Raw genomic sequence first — 16,888 nt, 5'->3', positions numbered from 1 at the left:
ACAGATTGCAGACTAGTCGACAATACAGTTGTGTGACTGCCGATCAAAGCACCGCGTGAGCATAACCAGCAGGCCTTTAATGAAAAAACCCGGTGTCTTTCGATCACCGGGTCCGGATGCCTGCGGGCTGCTCAGCGCTCGGCGCCCAGCCGGCCCTTTTCGTCGGAAAAGACGATCTCTACCCGTCGGTTTTGCGCCCTGCCCCGCTCGGAAGCATTCACTTCCACCGGGTACTGGTCACCGTAGCCCATCACGGTGATACGCTTTTCGTCCACACCCAGGTCTACCAGCATGTCAGCCACCGATTGCGCACGATCACGGGATAGCTTGAGGTTGTCCTCGGCATTGCCGGTGCTGTCGGTATAACCCTCGATGCGCACCACCCGCTTCGGATTCAACTGAAGGAACTGCACCAGCTTGAGCACCGTACGGCTGGCGGAGTTCTTCAGTTCGGCCTGGCCGGTATCGAACAGCACATCACCCAGGGTCATTACCAGGCCGCGGTCGCTTTCGGTGGTGGCCAGGGCGACGATCTGCTCCTCCAGCCATTTGCCTTGCTGCTGCACGCTGGCCAGCTTGGCTTCACGCAACGCCAGTTGCAGGCGCTGCCGCTCGAGTTCCAGCTTGGCCTGGCGCTCCTGGTTGAGGACCAGATTGCTGTGCTCCCGGGCGATCTCGCTGTAGCGCTGGCTCAGGTAGGCGTAGTGCCGAACATCGGCACCGGTTCCGAAGTAGGTAGCCAGGCGCTCGGCCCTGGCCAGGGACTCGCCGGCACGAATGACGTCGCGCGGCGCACTGCGCAAGACATTGGAATCATCCTTCACCGCCTGGAAACTGGCCGACGCCTGGTCCAGCGCCACTTCACTGCGCTCGCTCGCACAGCCCTGCAGGCCAAGGACAGCGGCAACAGCCAACAAGGACAGGGACTTGATCGAACTCACCGCTGTTCCCCCAATTGCTTGCGAAGGCGGTCTACCCGCGATTGCAGCAACGTCAGCTGCTCCTGGCTTTTCACGGTCAACACCTTGGCTTCCGCCAGGCGCGCATCCAGTTCGGCCTGTTCGGCGCGCATACGGGCGTCGCGGAACGACTCGCCGAGCATATTGGCACGGGCCCGCGCCAGCTTGTCTTCGGCCAGTTTCAGCTCGGCCACCTCGTCGTTCGCACCGACGGCCCTGGCCTGATCGAGCGCTTGCTCGGACAGGCGCAACTGCTCATGAGGTGCCGGGTCGGTAGCACAACCGGCCAGGGCCAGCAGTGCCAGGACAGTGAATAGCGGTTGGGTTCTCACACAGGTTTCCTACTGTTTGGGGGCGTCAAGCGGCGCCTGCAACTGCGCTTGCCAGCGCTCGATGTTGCGTTGCAGGACCTCCTGGGCTACGCCAGAGGCCGGCAATTCTGTCAGTTTTTTCGCCAACTGTCCGCGTAACCAGGCGTCATTGCAGGCCGAATTGTGCGACAGCGCGAAGTGCAGGCCCGGCCGGTCCAGGGGAACGCCTCGGGCAATCAGATCATTCGACATGCCGAGACTCCTGGCCATGGCCATTCCGGCGTAGCGTCCGGCCAGCACATAATCCACTTGCCCGAGCAGAAGCTTCTGGAAAGCCTGGGTCAGGTTCGGCAGCGGCTCAAGCTTGAGCTGCGCCTTGGCAAAGGTGGCGAATTCCGCAGTCAGGCGCGCCTTCTCGGAGATCGCTCCCGGATGCGGACGCAGCTCCGCCAGGTTGTCATAGACCAGGGTCGAATCGTGGCGAGTCCAGATCACGTACTCGTTACGCAGCACGGGCGGATGAATATAGTCCAGCGACGTCAGCTCGGCGACTGCAACAGGCGCATCCACCAGCAGGTCCATGCGACCACTGCGCACCTCTGCCAGGGCATCACTGCGCTTGCCGGCATATAACACTTCGACCTTGAGGCCCAGCTCATTGCCCAGTTGCTGGAGCAGATCGACATTGGCGCCGATCAGGTGCCGGGGATCCTGCGGGTCACGCCATGAATAAGGCGGCGCATCGGGGCTTCCGGTCACCACCAGTCGTTCGCACTTGCCGACCGCCATGGCCGTCGACGGCAGGCAGGCCAGCCCGAGCATCGCCAGTGTCGCTTTACGTCCAAACCACCCCATGCAAGCGCCCTTCTCAATTGCGGAAAATCAAAAAGCCCGGTTGCCGCAGGCTGTGGCCCGGCGATCAGGAGATCGCCAGCACACAGCCCGTGACAACCGGGCTCTTTATAAGTGAAGCGACTGGATTAAACCAGCTTCTCCAGCTCAGGGACGGCTTCGAACAGATCCGCCACCAGACCGTAGTCGGCCACCTGGAAGATCGGCGCTTCTTCGTCCTTGTTGATCGCAACGATGACTTTCGAGTCTTTCATACCGGCCAGGTGCTGGATCGCGCCGGAAATACCGACGGCGATGTACAGCTGTGGCGCGACGATCTTGCCGGTCTGGCCGACCTGCATGTCGTTCGGTACGAAGCCTGCGTCGACCGCGGCGCGGGAAGCGCCGACCGCCGCGCCCAGCTTGTCGGCCAGGGCGTACAGGTGCTTGAAGTTGTCACCGTTCTGCATGCCACGGCCGCCGGAAACGACGATCTTGGCAGCGGTCAGTTCAGGACGGTCGGACTTGGCCAGCTCTTCGCCAACGAAGGACGACTTGCCAGCGTCGTGCGCGGCGCCGACCACTTCAACGGCAGCCGAACCACCTTCGGCGGCAACGGCGTCGAAGCCGGTGGCACGGACGGTGATGACCTTGACTGCAGCGCTCGACTGCACGGTGGCAATGGCGTTGCCGGCGTAGATCGGACGCTTGAAGGTATCGGCCGATTCAACCGAGATGATCTCGGAGATCTGGTCGACGTCCAGCAGCGCGGCAACGCGTGGCAGGACGTTCTTGCCGTTGGAGGTGGCAGGTGCCAGCACGTGGCTGTAAGCCTTGCCCAGCTCGGCCACCAGCGGCGCGACGTTTTCCGGCAGGAAGTTGGCGTAGGCAGCGTTGTCGGCTACCAGGACCTTGGCCACGCCAGCGATTTTCGCAGCGGCTTCGGCAACACCACCAACGTTCTGGCCAGCGACCAGGACGTGCACATCACCACCGATCTTCGCGGCAGCGGCAACGGTGTTCAGGGTAGCGGGTGCAACGGCACCGTTTTCGTGTTCAGCGATAACCAGGATAGTCATTTAGATTACCTTCGCCTCGTTCTTCAGTTTCTCGACCAGTTCAGCAACCGACTTGACCTTGATGCCCGCGCTGCGTGCAGCCGGCGCTTCGACTTTCAGGGTCTTGTTGGTCGAGGCGGTGGAAACGCCCAGCGCGTCCGGAGTGAAGGTCTCCAGCGGCTTTTTCTTGGCCTTCATGATGTTCGGCAGCGACGCATAGCGCGGCTCGTTCAGACGCAGGTCGGTGGTAACGATCGCCGGCAGGTTCAGCGCGACGGTCTGCAGGCCGCCGTCGATTTCACGGGTGACGTTGGCCTTGTCGCCAGCGATCTCGACCTTGGAGGCGAAGGTGCCCTGGGCGAAGCCGGTCAGCGCAGCCAGCATCTGGCCAGTCTGGTTGTTGTCGCTGTCGATGGCTTGCTTGCCGAGGATGACCAGCTGAGGCTGCTCCTTGTCGACAACGGCCTTGAGCAGCTTGGCCACGGCCAGGGAGTTCAGCTCTTCGGCGGACTCCACCAGCACGGCGCGATCAGCGCCCAGTGCCAGCGCGGTACGCAGTTGTTCCTGGGCAGTGGCAGGACCGACGGTAACGACAACGATCTCGCTGGCCACGCCTTTTTCTTTCAGGCGTACGGCTTCTTCGACGGCGATCTCGCAGAAGGGGTTCATGGACATTTTGACGTTGGCGAGGTCGACGCCGGAGTTGTCCGCCTTGACGCGAACCTTGACGTTGTAGTCGACCACTCGTTTGACAGCTACAAGAACCTTCATGGATTCCTCGTTACTCTCCGGTGAAAAGAATGTCGCCTGGGCCGAACCCGGCGATTGCGCGTGGGTACAAGGGCACCTCTAAAAACGATTGCAGCCGGACGAATCTGGACTGACTCTGCAGTCGCGTTTCGACCCTTCATCGCAAAACCCGTGGGTCATTTTTTGTGGTGACGTGTAAACTCCACTACAAAACCCCGGTTTGGCGTAACTGCCCTGCTTTATGCCAGGTCTTTAGGGGTGCTCCTGCATCCGACGGTCAGCCTACGGCGAGCGTAAAACCGCTCGTATCTTGACCGTAACGCCCAATCCGGTCAATACGGCAAAACCGCCAGCCTTCAGCCGCTCCATCTTGATTTTACTGGCCCGCGGCAAATTCAAACAAACGTTTGTATTGGACCACGCAAGTGGTGTAGATATAATGCGCGGCCAAGAGAAAGCGGTGTAGTACGTCATCAGCCGGAGCTACATGCCCGGTCCTTCGACATGACCACTCTGACACCCGCCAAACAAAGAAAAACCGATGAGCCTTGAGTAGGAGAGAACCTGTGGAACGCGAATACATGGAATTCGACGTGGTCATCGTCGGCGCAGGCCCGGCGGGCCTGTCCGCCGCCTGCCGACTGAAGCAGAAGGCCGCCGAAGCCGGTAGCGAAATCAGCGTCTGCGTGGTCGAGAAAGGCTCCGAGGTCGGTGCCCACATCCTCTCCGGCGCCGTGTTCGAGCCCCGCGCCCTGAACGAACTGTTCCCCGACTGGAAAGAACTGGGCGCGCCGCTGAACACCGAAGTCAAACGCGACGACATCTACGTGCTCAAGGATGCCGGCAGCTCGACCAAGGTGCCTGACCTGTTCGTGCCCAAGACCATGCACAACCAGGGCAACTACATCATTTCCCTGGGCAACCTGTGCCGCTGGCTGGCCCAGCAGGCCGAGAACCTGGGCGTGGAAATCTACCCGGGCTTCGCTGCCCAGGAAGCGCTGTTCGACGAGAACGGCGTTGTCCGCGGTATCATCACCGGCGACATGGGCGTGGATCGCGAAGGCAATCCGAAAGACGGCATGTACACCCCCGGCATGGAACTGCGCGGCAAGTACACCCTGTTCGCCGAAGGCTGCCGTGGCCACATCGGCAAGCAACTGATCAAGCGCTTCAACCTGGACAGCGACGCCGACGCCCAGCACTACGGTATCGGCCTCAAGGAAATCTGGGAAATCGATCCGGCCAAGCATGAACAAGGCCTGGTGGTACACACCGCCGGCTGGCCGCTGGATGTGGTCAAGAACGAGAACACCGGTGGTTCCTTCCTCTATCACCTGGAAAACAACCAGGTGGTGGTCGGTCTGATCGTCGACCTGTCCTATGCCAACCCCTTCCTGTCGCCGTTCGACGAGTTCCAGCGCCTCAAGCATCACCCGGTGATGAGCCAGTACCTCGAAGGCGGCAAGCGCATCAGCTACGGTGCCCGCGCCATCTGCAAGGGCGGCCTGAACTCGCTGCCGAAGATGGTCTTCAACGGCGGCGCGCTGATCGGCTGCGACCTGGGCACCCTGAACTTCTCCAAGATCAAGGGCAGCCACACCGCGATGAAGTCCGGCATGCTCGCCGCCGACGCGGTGGCTACAGCCCTGCTGGCCGGCAGCGAGGGCGGCGACCAGCTCAACAGCTACGTCGATGCGTTCAAGTCGAGCTGGCTGTATGAAGAGCTGTTCGCCAGCCGCAACTTCGGCCCGGCCCTGCACAAGTTCGGCCCGCTGCTCGGCGGCGCGTTCAACTATGTCGACCAGAACTGGTTCGGCGGCAAGCTGCCGTTCACCCTGCACGACACCAAGCCGGACTACGCCTGCCTCAAGCTGGCCGCCGACTCGACCCGGATCGAGTACCCGAAACCCGACGGCAAGCTGAGCTTCGACAAGCTGAGCTCGGTGTTCCTCTCCAGCACCAACCACGAAGAAGAGCAGCCGTGCCACCTGAAGCTGGCTGACGCCGGTATTCCGATCGGCACCAACCTGCCGCTCTACGACGAACCGGCGCAGCGCTACTGCCCGGCCGGCGTGTACGAGGTGGTCGCCCAGGAAGACGGCAGCAAGCGCTTCCAGATCAACGCCCAGAACTGCGTGCACTGCAAGACCTGTGACATCAAGGACCCTTCGCAGAACATCACCTGGGTCACCCCGGAAGGTGCTGGCGGCCCGACTTACCCGAACATGTAAGTCTGCAAGCGGCAAGGCCGAAGCCGCTCTGCGTTGGCTTGCCGCTTGAAACTCGAAACTTGCAGCCAAAGAAAAGCCCCTCCACCGCAAGGTGCGAGGGGCTTTCTGCATCCCGCAGGAAAAAGCCGTTCAGCCCTTTGCCAGCACGATGTCCTCTTCACTGCGCAATTGCTCGCGACCGCTGAAATACGCCGCCGTCAGCACGCCAACGCCCCCCATCACGGCACAGAACGCCACGCAGACCCACGGACTCCACGGCATCAGGGCGATCAGCAACAACGGTGTGGTACTGGCCCACAGCGCATAGGCAACGTTGTAGGTAAAGGAAATGCCCGACACGCGAATCCGCGCCGGAAACAGACCGACCATGATCGACGGCACCACCCCCACCACTCCGCAGGCCAGGCCGGCCAGGGCGTAGGCGACGCCGACTGTGTCCCAGCCGCCGACCAGGCCGCCATACAGCCCGCCAATCCCCAGCGGCAACAGCAGCGAATACAGCACCAGTGCCCGCCAGGCCCCGACGCGGTCCACCAGCAGGCCGGCCAGCACGCAGCCGATATTGAGGAAGACGATGCCCAGGCTGCTCAGGGCGAAGGTGTGGCCAGCCCCCATGCCGAAGCGCTGCTGCATCACCGTCGGCGTGATGACTACCAACACCACCACCGCCGAGGTCAGCACGCAGGTCAGCAAGGCCGCAGGAATCAGCGCCCGACGGTGCTCACGCAACACAGCGCGCAAGGGAAACTCCACCGGCCGGTCGTTGCGCTGGCGCGCCAGGGCAAGAAACACCGGTGTCTCGCTCAGCCAGCGGCGCAGCCACACGCCAATAACGCCGAACACGCCTCCCAACAGGAACGGGTAACGCCAGGCGTAATCGAGAATTTCCTGGGCCGTGAACAGTTGCGCCAGCGCAGTGGCCACCAGTGCCCCAAGCAGGTAACCGAAGGTCAGGCCGGCCTGGAGAAAGCCCAGGGCATAACCGCGGCGCCCCACCGGTGCGTGTTCGGCAACGAAGGTCCAGGCGCTGGGCACCTCGCCACCGACCGCCGCCCCTTGCAGAATGCGCAACCCCAGCAGGATCAGCGGCGCGGCATAGCCGATGTCGGCGTAGGTCGGCATCAGCCCGATCAGCAGGCACGGCAGCGCCATCATCAGGATGCTCAGGCTGAACACCTTCTTGCGCCCCAGATGATCGGCGAAATGGGCCATGAGAATGCCGCCCAGCGGGCGAGCCAGGTAGCCGGTGACGAAAATCCCGAAACTCTGCAGCAGGCGCAGCCATTCAGGCATTTCCGGCGGGAAGAACAGCTGGCTGAGGGTCAGGGCGAAGAACACGAAAATGATGAAATCGTAGATCTCCAGCGCGCCGCCCAAGGCAGCCAGGCCGAGCGTCTTGTGGTCGCCGCGGGAAAACCGAGCGGCGTCGTTGGCAGTCATAAGGCGTTCCGCAGAAATGAACGGGCCGGGCGCGGCGGCCGCGCCCGGGCGAAGGGCAAGAGCATAACAAACTGAGCGGTGGCGAAGGCCGTCAGGAGGGCCGGGAAAACACCGTCTGGCCAGAACCCAGCCAGTGCCGCGAAGGGCCTCGAGGGGTGCCCCGGCCCTTGGGGCCGGGCAACTGACCGACGACCCGCGGCCCGTCGATGATCGCCATGAAAGCGTGCAGGGTCTCGTCGTCCGGCACCTTGGGCAAACTGACGGCCACCGCCTGTCGCTGGCCTGCCGGCACCGCCGGCATCTTCAGGTGCTGCGACTCGTACAGCAGCGCATGCTGGATCTGCACATTGACCCGGCAGAAGCGCTCGAGGTCGACACCGGCATGGCTGGCCAGGTCGATATTGCCGATCAGCAGGTTGAACGGCAGCAATGCATTCTGCACCAGATGGCGCAGGTCCTCGAACGACTGCACCGGAGCGATACGGTAATAACCCATGCCGTTGAGCATCTTTTCCAGTTGCATCAGCTGCATCGGATGGGCATCGGCCAGCAGGATTCGCAAGGATTTGTCAGACATGACGAATGACCAAGGTAATAGTTATCTGGGAACAATCCTTGACCATTCACCGCCGATGGATCGGGCGGTCATTCCGTGGGAACTTTTACTGATAGTTGTCGGGAAACCGTCGGAAATCAAGGAAGCGTCAATATATTGTTGAGGCAACCTGCGTCCGCGACCTGAGCCGGGATAATATCGGGCAAATGAAAATGGTTCTCACAAGTATTTGATGCTTTCAGCATAGTATTGCCCACCCTTCGGTCGGCACAGCGCGTGTCGCCTCCGTGGGTAAATTACCCAGTGCCCCTCTCGTTTATCTGGGAGCTTCCCGCGCCGGCGCCAACCGCACGCGGGCCGACCCCTTCTGGCTGGAACCCTGCATGAGACGTCCGACTTTCAAACGCCGCCTGCTGATCTGCGCCCTGGGCCTGCTCGGCCTCGGCACCCTGGTTGCCTGGAAAGCGCTGCCGGGCGGCGACCCGGTCAGCACCGTCGCCGTCACCCGCGGCAACATCGAGAGCAGCGTGACCGCGCTGGGGACCTTGCAACCCCGCCGTTACGTCGATGTCGGCGCCCAGGCGTCGGGGCAGATCCGCAAGCTCCATGTCGAGCCCGGCGACGAGGTCAAGGAAGGCCAACTGCTGGTGGAAATCGATCCGTCGACCCAGCAGGCCCGGCTCGACGCCGGCCGCTACTCCATCGACAACCTCAAGGCCCAGCTCGCCGAACAGCAGGCGCAATACAAGCTCGCCGAACAGCAATACAAGCGCCAGCAGAACCTCGCCGCCGGCAACGCCACCCGCGAAGAAGACGTGCAGACCGCCCAGGCGCAACTGCGGATCACCCAGGCGCGCATCGACATGTACCGTGCGCAGATCCTGCAGGCCCAGGCCAACCTGCGCAGTGACGAAGCGGAACTGGGCTACACCCGGATCTACGCGCCGATGTCCGGTACCGTGGTCGCGGTGGACGCCCGTGAAGGCCAGACCCTCAATGCCCAGCAGCAGACGCCGCTGATCCTGCGTATCGCCCGGCTGTCACCGATGACAGTCTGGGCCCAGGTGTCGGAAGCGGACATCGGTCATGTCAAACCCGGCATGAACGCCTATTTCACCACCCTTGCCGGCGGCAAGCGCCGCTGGGCGAGCACCGTGCGACAGATCCTGCCGATCCCGCCCAAGCCGCTCGACCCGTCGATGCAGAGCAGCGGCGGCAGTTCGGCCAGCGGCAGCGGCAGCACCGGTAAAGTGGTGCTCTATACCGTGCTGCTCGACGTCGACAACCCCGACCACAGCCTGATGGCAGAAATGACGGCCCAGGTGTTCTTCGTCGCCGGCCAGGCGCAGGACGTGCTGACCGCGCCGCTGGCGGCCCTGGAAGACGATGGCGACAAACCCGACCAGCGCCTGGCACTGGTACTCAACCGTGACGGCAAGGTCGAGCAGCGCCATGTCCGCACCGGGCTGAGCGACCGTCTGCGCGTACAGATCCTCGACGGTCTGACCGAAGGCGACCACCTGCTGATCGGCGCGCCTGTCGCCAGCGGGGGCTGAATGAGCACACCGCTGATCGAACTGCGGGACATCCGCAAATCCTACGGTGGCATCGACACCCCCAAGGTCGAGGTGGTGCGGGGCGTCAGCCTGGCGATCCATCCGGGCGAATTCGTCGCCATCGTCGGCGCCTCCGGCTCCGGCAAATCGACGCTGATGAACATCCTCGGCTGCCTGGACCGCCCCACCAGTGGCCAGTACCTGTTCGCCGGCAAGGACGTCGCCGAGCTGGACAGCGACGAGCTGGCCTGGTTGCGCCGCGAAGCGTTCGGCTTCGTGTTCCAGGGCTACCACCTGATCGGCTCCGGCTCGGCCCAGGAAAACGTCGAGATGCCGGCCATCTATGCCGGTACTCCGGCAGCCGAGCGCCATGCCCGTGCCGCGGCCCTGCTGGAACGCCTGGGGCTGGGCGAACGCACCGGCAACCGGCCGCATCAGTTGTCCGGTGGCCAGCAACAACGGGTGTCGATCGCCCGGGCGCTGATGAACGGCGGCCACATCATCCTCGCCGACGAACCTACCGGCGCCCTCGACAGCCAGAGCGGTGCCGAGGTGATGACACTGCTCGACGAGCTCGCCAGCCAGGGCCACGTGATCATCCTGATTACCCACGACCGTGAAGTCGCAGCCCGCGCCCAGCGCATCATCGAGATCCGCGACGGCCTGGTCCTCAGCGACTCGGCCAACGATGAGGCGGAGCGCCAACCGGCCCAGGCCGGCCCGCAAGCCGAGGAACTGCGCCAGCACCTGAACCGCGGCGCAACCCAGACCGGCGCCTGGAAAGGCGAGATGGTCGAAGCGCTGCAGGCGGCCTGGCGGGTGATGTGGATCAACCGCTTCCGTACGGCCCTCACCCTGCTGGGCATCGTCATCGGCGTCGCCTCAGTGGTGGTCATGCTCGCCGTGGGCGAAGGCAGCAAGCGCCAGGTGGTGGCGCAGATGGCCGCCTTCGGCTCGAACATCCTCTACCTCAGCGGCAAATCCGCGTCGCTGCACGAGCCGGCGGGGATCATTACCCTGGACGACGTCGAAGCGCTGGCCGGCCTGCCGCAGGTGAAGAAAATCATGCCGGTGATCGGCAACCAGTTGATGGTGCGCTACGCCAACAATAGCCAGGAGTTCTACGTCGGCGGCAACAACACCTGGTTCTCGGAGATCTTCAACTGGCCGGTGGTCGAGGGCAGTTTCTTCACCGAGTCCGACGAACTGGCGGGCGCGGCCGTCGCCGTGATCGGCCAGAAGGTGCGGGAAAAACTCTTTGGCGAGCGCAACCCCATCGGCCAGTACATCCTCATCGGCAACGCGCCATTCCAGGTACTCGGCATCCTCGCCGCCAAGGGTTCCAGCTCAGGCGACCAGGACAGCGACGGGCGTATCGTGGTGCCCTACTCCGCCGCGTCGGTACGTCTGTTCGGCAGCCATGATCCGGAGTATGTAACCATCGCCGCTGCGGATTCGGCGCGGGTGAAGGAAACCGAAGTGGCCATCGACCACCTGATGCGCAAGCTGCACCGCGGCAAGCACGACTATGAACTGACCAACTACGCGGCACTGATCCAGGCCGAGGCACGTACCCAGAACACCCTGTCGCTGATGCTCGGTGCCATCGCCGCGATCTCCCTGTTGGTCGGCGGCATCGGCGTGATGAACATCATGCTGATGACCGTGCGCGAACGGACCCGTGAGATCGGCATCCGCATGGCCACCGGGGCCCGGCAGCGCGACATCCTGCGCCAGTTCCTCACCGAGGCGGTGATGCTGTCGATGGTCGGCGGCGTCACGGGCATCGGCCTGGCCCTGCTGATTGGTGGCGGCCTGATGCTGGCCGACATCGCCGTGGCCTTCTCCCTGGGTGCCGCCCTCGGCGCCTTTACCTGCGCCGTCATTACCGGCGTGGTGTTCGGCTTCATGCCGGCACGCAAAGCTGCCCGGCTCGACCCGGTCAAAGCCCTGACAAGCGAATAATCGATGACATTGCCCAGCCGTCTCAGCCTCCTGTCCCTCTGCCTGCTGCTGGCTGCTTGCACCAGCAGCGCCCCCGATGCTGCGGCGCCCGCTGCACCGCCACAATGGCAGGGCCCGCATGAAAACAGCGCGGTCCTCATCGACCAGGCGTGGTGGCGAGCCTTTGCCAGCCCACAGCTTGACGGGTTGATCGAGCAGGCACGCCAGGGCAGCTTCGACCTCGCCGCCGCCATGGCCAGGGTCCGCCAGGCTGAGGCCAGCACAGTGATCGCCGGCGCGCCGTTGCTGCCGGAGGTCAAGTTCAACCTGGATGCCAGCCGCGAACGGCTGCTGCGCGGCAACGGCTATGGTGGCATCGATGCCACCAGCTCGGAGCGCACCTACACCTCGTTCAGCACCGGCCTGAGCGCCAGCTACGAGATCGACTTCTGGGGGGGCAAGGCCGCCGCCCGCGACAGCGCCCTGCGCAGCCTGGAGGCCAGCCGCTTCGACCGCCAGACCGTGGAACTGACGCTGTTCAGTGGCGTGGCCAACAGCTACCTGCAAAGCCTTGCCCTCGCCGAGCAGGTGCGCATCGCCCGGCTCAACCTGAGCAATGCCCGCGACGTGCTGCAAGTGGTGCAAACCCGCTACGGCGCAGGTTCCGCCACCGCGCTGGAACTGGCCCAGCAGCGCAGCCTGGTGGCCGCCCAGGAACGTCAGGTGCCGTTGCTCGAACAACAACTGCAAGAGTCTCGGATCGCCCTGGCAACCCTGTTGGGGCAGCCGGTGCAGAACCTGCCGGCGACTGACGAAGACTTCGCCGCCATCGCCTGGCCACGGATCGACAGCGGCGTGCCCAGCGACCTGCTCAGCCGCCGCCCGGACATCGCCGCCGCCGAGGCGCGCCTGGCTGCGGCCAGGGCCAATGTGCAGGTCGCCCGCGCGGCGATGCTGCCAAGCCTGACCCTCGGCGCCAACCTCGCATCCGGCTCGCAGATCTTCGACCAGTTGCTGCGCAGTCCCTATTACAACCTCACAGCGGGGCTGGCGGCACCGATATTCGACAACGGCAGGCTCAGGGCAGAACGGGACAAGGCCCGCGCCCAGCAGGACGAACTGCTGCAGCAGTATCACGCCAGCATCGTCTCCGGCTTCGCCGACGTGGAGAAGGCGCTCAACAGCATCAGCGGCGTCGACCGCCAGCGGCAATGGCAGGACGAGGAAGTGTCGCAGGCGCGCACGGCGTTCGAACTGGCAGAGCGCCGTTACCGGGCGGGCGCGGAAACCCTGCTGACGGTACTGGAAACCCAGCGCACCTTGTACGAGGCACAGGATCAGCAGGTGCAACTGCGGTTGGCGCGGGTGCAGGCGAGCGTGGGCTTGTACAAGGCACTGGGCGGGGGCTGGCAGGCTTCGCGCTGATTGCCCTGGGTTGCCGCAGGCGCTGGCGCAGCCAGCGCCTGCGGGCTGAGGTCAGGTAATTCCTTTCATCGACAGATGCCGCGCATACCACGGCCGCTGCGGAACGCGCCTGACCAAAGGCGCAAGCGCCTCTTCTTCGGCGAAGACGATGCGCAGCGCCAGTTTCATGGTTTCGATATCCATCTCCACCGACTTGCCCGGGAACATCCCCGGCGTGGTGCTGCAACCATGGGTGGTCGGGCCCAGCCAGGGATCGGCCACCTCGTTCCAGCGCCCCGGCGCGAACCACTTCACACCGTTGATCTCCAGCCGGGTGACCTGGCCGGGATTGTGCCGCTCGTGGGCGCGGTACCAGTCCTCGATGCGATCGTCGATCCAGCCATGGAAGCCCCAGAACACCGGATTCACATGGGAGGAAAACGGATCGCCCAGGAAGTCGTTTTCCGCCCGGTACCAGCGGGCGGCGAAGTCGGACTGGTCGCGGGCGAAGGGCACCGGCGCGCCGTTGGACGGATCCCGCGGCACCGACGCCCAGCACATGTGCAGCCAGTCGTGCAGGTTCATTTCCAGCTCGGAGCCCAGCTCGCCCAGGGTCATGCGCGAGAGGTAGAGCGGGTCCTGGTACTGCGATTCCCAGACCTGGAAGTTGCTGCAGAAGGTTTCCTGCGCCTTGATCGCCGCGACCCACTGGGTGTAGTCGTCGTCATCCGGCGCACGCCAGGTCGGCGGTACGCTGTAGCCGTCGTGGTTGTCGAAGTAGCGGGCGAAGCCATGGCGGTCGTACTCGACGTTCGGTTGCGGTAGCGGGAAGTGCGGCCACGACGGCAGCGGCTGGAAGGTCCGCGCGGCATTGAGCATGTGCCGGTGCATGAACAGGAAGTCCACGCCCGAGCCATTGCGATGCTTGCGCGGGCCCCGGGCATCGCGCTCCTTGTCACGGGGACCGGGCTGCCAGCCGAGGCCACGCAGGGCGCCATGCTTTTCTTCGGGCAGGTTGTGCCACTTGTCGCGGGCAGCGTGCCAGAGTTGATGGAACAGGCGGTGCTCGGCACTGATCAGCCAGGCACGCAACTGCGGGGTGTAGTGAATGCGCTCGCGGGCCTCGGGGAACATCCGCTTTACCGCGACGAAGTGGCTGTCCTGCAGCGGCAGCGCCATGGACCGGTCAAGGCGCTGCATCCGACCGCTCAGGGTGCCGCTGCCGGCGTTGCCGAAGTTGCCCCAGACTTCGTCCAGGCTGGCGATGCATTCGAACCCCGGCCCGCCCTGATTGCTCAACAGTCGCCAACGCACCTGCGCCGTGGAGGCGCCAACCAGGTCACCCAGCACGCGGTAGGCAACAGGACCGGGCTGGTCGAGGCCTTCGCCGGTGTCGAGCACGCCGCGCAGGCCACGCCCCTTGGCGGCGATATCGAGATAAAGCTGCACGCCCTCGCGAGGCAGACCCGGCAGGCCACCCTCGGCCCCGGTGAAGCGGATATCCCAGATGCCACGCAACTGGTTGGCCAGTTGCTGCCCGGCGATGTCCGCCAGTTCGACACTGGCCTCACCGGGCGTGACGATATCGTCCTCGGGATCGTGGGTGAGCTTCTGATGGCCGTACCAGACAGCCGGCACTGCCGCACCGGCCAACGCCAGACCCGCTATCAACCCTCGCCGCGATATCGTCATTCCCCACCCGTGCCAGCCATGGAAACCGCCTATGTCCAAGCTAGAACGTTGTACCGCCGGACAAATTTAGGCGGCCTGGGCCTTCAATGGCATCCGCAGCAACACCCGCAGGCCGTCGCCCCGGCTGTCGAAGTCAAGGGAACAGGCGCAGCGCTGGACGATGGCCTGGACGATCGCCAGCCCCAGCCCGCTGCCCTCGCTGTGGCCGTTGCGCCAGAAGCGCTGGGTGAGGTGTTGCAGGTCCTGCTCGGGGATCCCTGGACCATGATCGCGAACCAGGAAGCCCACCTGCTCGTTTTCGACCTGCACTTCCAGTTCAACCGGCATCTCGCCGCTGCTGTGGCGCAAGGCGTTGTCCAGCAGGTTGCGCAACGCCGCCACTGCCAGCGCTCCGGGCATGTCCAGCAGCGCCTGCGCGGCACGAGGCGGCGCGGCCAGGATGATGCGGCGGTTGTCGCCGGTGTCCTGGATCGCCTGCCGCGCCACTTGCTCGGCGCTGCACTGCACGCCGTCGTCGAACGACAGGCTGCCCTCGACCCGCGCCAGCAACAACAATTGTTCGAGCGTCCTGTGCAGGCGGTCGGCGCCCTGCTCGGCATGCTCCAGTGCCTGTTCGCGCACGGCACCGTCGGTCATCCGCGCCACTTGCAGGTGGGTCTTGATCGCCGTCAGCGGGCTGCGCAACTCGTGGGCCGCGTCACCGGTAAGACGACGCTCGCGCTCGATGGTCTGGCCAATGCGCAGGAACAACTGGTTCTGGGTATCCAGCAGCGGCTGCAACTCGCTGGGCACCGCTTTGATCTGCAACGGCTCGACCGAATCGGGGCTGCGCCTTCGCAAGGCATCGCGCATCCAGTTCAACGGCGCCAGGCCCTTGCCGATGCCCAGCCAGAGCGGGCCGAGGCTGCCCAGCAACGCCACCAGCACCGGCGCCGAGGCGGCCAGCAGGATCGAGCGGTTCAGCGCCTCACGCTCCAGATTGCGGTCGGCGGTGGTGATGCGGATATCGCCGTGGACAAAGGTGAAGCTGCGCCAGCTGGCACCGTCGATCATCTGGTCATGGAAGCCGCCGCTGCCATTGTCCAGATGCTGGTCGGCGTGCTGGTGGCTGCGGGCAAGGATCTCCCCACGCAACGAGGTGACCTGGCAGGCCATGCCGTCGGGCACGCTCAACTGGTCGGCACTCAGGCGCGTGCCCTCGCCCTGGCTGGTCAGCGGCTGCGGCAACTGGTCGATCAGCCCGGCGACCATCCGCGCCGAGGCCACCAGGCGCTGGTCGAGGGAGAACATCATCTGCTGGCGCAGGTCGCGCAGCATCCAGGCAGCCGCCAGGGCCCAGATCAGGACGAACGCGGTGCCGAGGATCAGGCTCAGGCGCAGGCGCAGGCTCATCAGTGCTCCCCAGGGAGTTGCGCAGGGCCGAGGCGATAGCCCAGGCCACGGACGGTCTCGACGATACCGTTGCCAAGTTTGCGCCGCAGGTGATGGATATGGACGTTCAGGGCATTGCTCTCCACTTCGTCACCGAAGCCATAGACGCTGTCTTTGAGCTGCTCGCTGGACAGCACCCGACCCGGGTTGTTGAGCAGCGCCTGGAGCAGCGCCTGCTCGCGCCGCGACAGGTCCACCGGCTGGCCGCCGAGGCTGGTTTCGCAATTGCTCGGATCGAAGCTGAGCGGCCCGTGCTCGATCACGTTGACGCAGCGCCCGGCCATGCGTCGCACCAGGGTGTGCAGACGCGCAGCCAGCTCGCGCAGGTCGAAGGGTTTGAGCAGGTAGTCGTCGGCCCCGGCCTGCAGGCCGTCGACCCGGTCGGTGACCGCATCACGGGCGGTGAGGATCAGCACCGGCAGGCTTTCGCCCTGCTGACGCAGGCGTTGCAGCAGTTTCAGGCCGTCTTCGTCAGGCAGACCGAGGTCCAGCACCATCACATCGAAATGCGCGGCCTGGAGCATCGCCCGCGCGGCACTGGCGTTGGCCACGCGGTCCACGGTCAGGCCCTGGGCACTGAGGCCGGCGATGATACCGGTGGCGATCAGGTCGTCATCTTCACAGAGCAGTACATGCATGGTCGGGTTCGGTCAGCGACTGGAAAGGCCAGTAGTAGGCCAGAGCAGGATTAACCTGGGATTATGCCCTGCCCTCGGGCCCGCGTC

General features: G+C 64.5%; 14 protein-coding genes. 4 read left to right on the top strand and 10 right to left on the bottom strand.

The features are described 5' to 3' along the window. Nucleotides 1-131 precede the first annotated feature (131 nt). The 5 genes from AC05QJ_RS11245 to AC05QJ_RS11225 form a co-directional block, all read right to left on the bottom strand. Nucleotides 132-941 carry an OmpA family protein gene (locus AC05QJ_RS11245; RefSeq protein ID WP_476746929.1) on the bottom strand — a complete coding sequence of 270 codons (810 nt, stop codon included), beginning with the start codon at nt 939-941 and terminating at the stop codon, nt 132-134. After that, a complete protein-coding gene (locus AC05QJ_RS11240; RefSeq protein ID WP_476746928.1) occupies nt 938-1,291 on the bottom strand; it encodes a DUF4398 domain-containing protein in 354 nt (117 codons plus the stop codon). The genes AC05QJ_RS11245 and AC05QJ_RS11240 overlap by 4 nt, the downstream gene beginning before the upstream one ends. A 9-nt stretch (nt 1,292-1,300) precedes the next feature. After that, complete coding sequence (locus AC05QJ_RS11235; protein WP_476746927.1) at nt 1,301-2,125, bottom strand: substrate-binding periplasmic protein; 825 nt, start codon at nt 2,123-2,125, stop codon at nt 1,301-1,303. Between the two features lie 125 nt (nt 2,126-2,250). Then, complete coding sequence (locus AC05QJ_RS11230; protein ID WP_476746926.1) at nt 2,251-3,180, bottom strand: electron transfer flavoprotein subunit alpha/FixB family protein; 930 nt, start codon at nt 3,178-3,180, stop codon at nt 2,251-2,253. Next, nucleotides 3,181-3,930: an electron transfer flavoprotein subunit beta/FixA family protein gene (locus AC05QJ_RS11225; RefSeq protein WP_476746925.1), complete on the bottom strand. Its 750-nt coding sequence runs from the start codon at nt 3,928-3,930 to the stop codon at nt 3,181-3,183. A 545-nt stretch (nt 3,931-4,475) separates the two neighbouring features. Between AC05QJ_RS11225 and AC05QJ_RS11220 the strand changes: the two genes are divergently transcribed. Continuing rightward, nucleotides 4,476-6,140, top strand: a complete 1,665-nt coding sequence (locus AC05QJ_RS11220; RefSeq protein ID WP_476746924.1) for an electron transfer flavoprotein-ubiquinone oxidoreductase — start codon at nt 4,476-4,478, stop codon at nt 6,138-6,140. A 129-nt stretch (nt 6,141-6,269) separates the two neighbouring features. Here the strand turns inward: AC05QJ_RS11220 and AC05QJ_RS11215 are convergent, their stop codons facing one another. Both AC05QJ_RS11215 and AC05QJ_RS11210 read right to left on the bottom strand, forming a co-directional pair. Next, a complete protein-coding gene (locus AC05QJ_RS11215) occupies nt 6,270-7,580 on the bottom strand; it encodes an MFS transporter (protein ID WP_476746923.1) in 1,311 nt (436 codons plus the stop codon). A 91-nt stretch (nt 7,581-7,671) separates the two neighbouring features. Next, on the bottom strand, nt 7,672-8,157 hold the full coding sequence (locus tag AC05QJ_RS11210) for a histidine kinase (protein WP_476746922.1): 486 nt from the start codon (nt 8,155-8,157) through the stop codon (nt 7,672-7,674). Between the two features lie 362 nt (nt 8,158-8,519). Between AC05QJ_RS11210 and AC05QJ_RS11205 the strand changes: the two genes are divergently transcribed. From AC05QJ_RS11205 to AC05QJ_RS11195, 3 genes are read left to right on the top strand one after another with little or no spacing between them, the layout of a single operon-like run. Continuing rightward, on the top strand, nt 8,520-9,692 hold the full coding sequence (locus tag AC05QJ_RS11205) for an efflux RND transporter periplasmic adaptor subunit (protein WP_476746921.1): 1,173 nt from the start codon (nt 8,520-8,522) through the stop codon (nt 9,690-9,692). Continuing rightward, nucleotides 9,693-11,657, top strand: coding sequence for a MacB family efflux pump subunit (locus AC05QJ_RS11200; protein ID WP_476746920.1), 1,965 nt, complete (start codon nt 9,693-9,695; stop codon nt 11,655-11,657). It abuts the gene before it with no gap. Between the two features lie 3 nt (nt 11,658-11,660). Next, nucleotides 11,661-13,061 (top strand): efflux transporter outer membrane subunit, encoded by a 1,401-nt coding sequence (locus tag AC05QJ_RS11195; protein WP_476746919.1) that lies wholly within the window; start codon nt 11,661-11,663, stop codon nt 13,059-13,061. 51 nt (nt 13,062-13,112) lie between these two features. On the opposite strand, the gene pvdP is transcribed toward AC05QJ_RS11195, so the two are convergent. The 3 genes from pvdP to AC05QJ_RS11180 all read right to left on the bottom strand — a co-directional run bounded on the left by pvdP (nt 13,113) and on the right by AC05QJ_RS11180 (nt 16,801). Continuing rightward, the gene (gene pvdP, locus AC05QJ_RS11190) at nt 13,113-14,732 is read right to left on the bottom strand and encodes a pyoverdine maturation tyrosinase PvdP (RefSeq protein ID WP_476746918.1); all 1,620 of its coding nucleotides are present in this window, start codon (nt 14,730-14,732) and stop codon (nt 13,113-13,115) included. Between the two features lie 66 nt (nt 14,733-14,798). After that, nucleotides 14,799-16,124: an ATP-binding protein gene (locus AC05QJ_RS11185; RefSeq protein ID WP_476746917.1), complete on the bottom strand. Its 1,326-nt coding sequence runs from the start codon at nt 16,122-16,124 to the stop codon at nt 14,799-14,801. Then, complete coding sequence (locus AC05QJ_RS11180) at nt 16,124-16,801, bottom strand: response regulator (protein ID WP_476746916.1); 678 nt, start codon at nt 16,799-16,801, stop codon at nt 16,124-16,126. The genes AC05QJ_RS11185 and AC05QJ_RS11180 overlap by 1 nt, the downstream gene beginning before the upstream one ends. Nucleotides 16,802-16,888: the final 87 nt, after the last annotated feature.

The sequence above is a fragment of the Pseudomonas sp. TUM25319 genome, from assembly GCF_056388475.1.
This window is presented reverse-complemented; position numbering and strand designations above follow the sequence as displayed.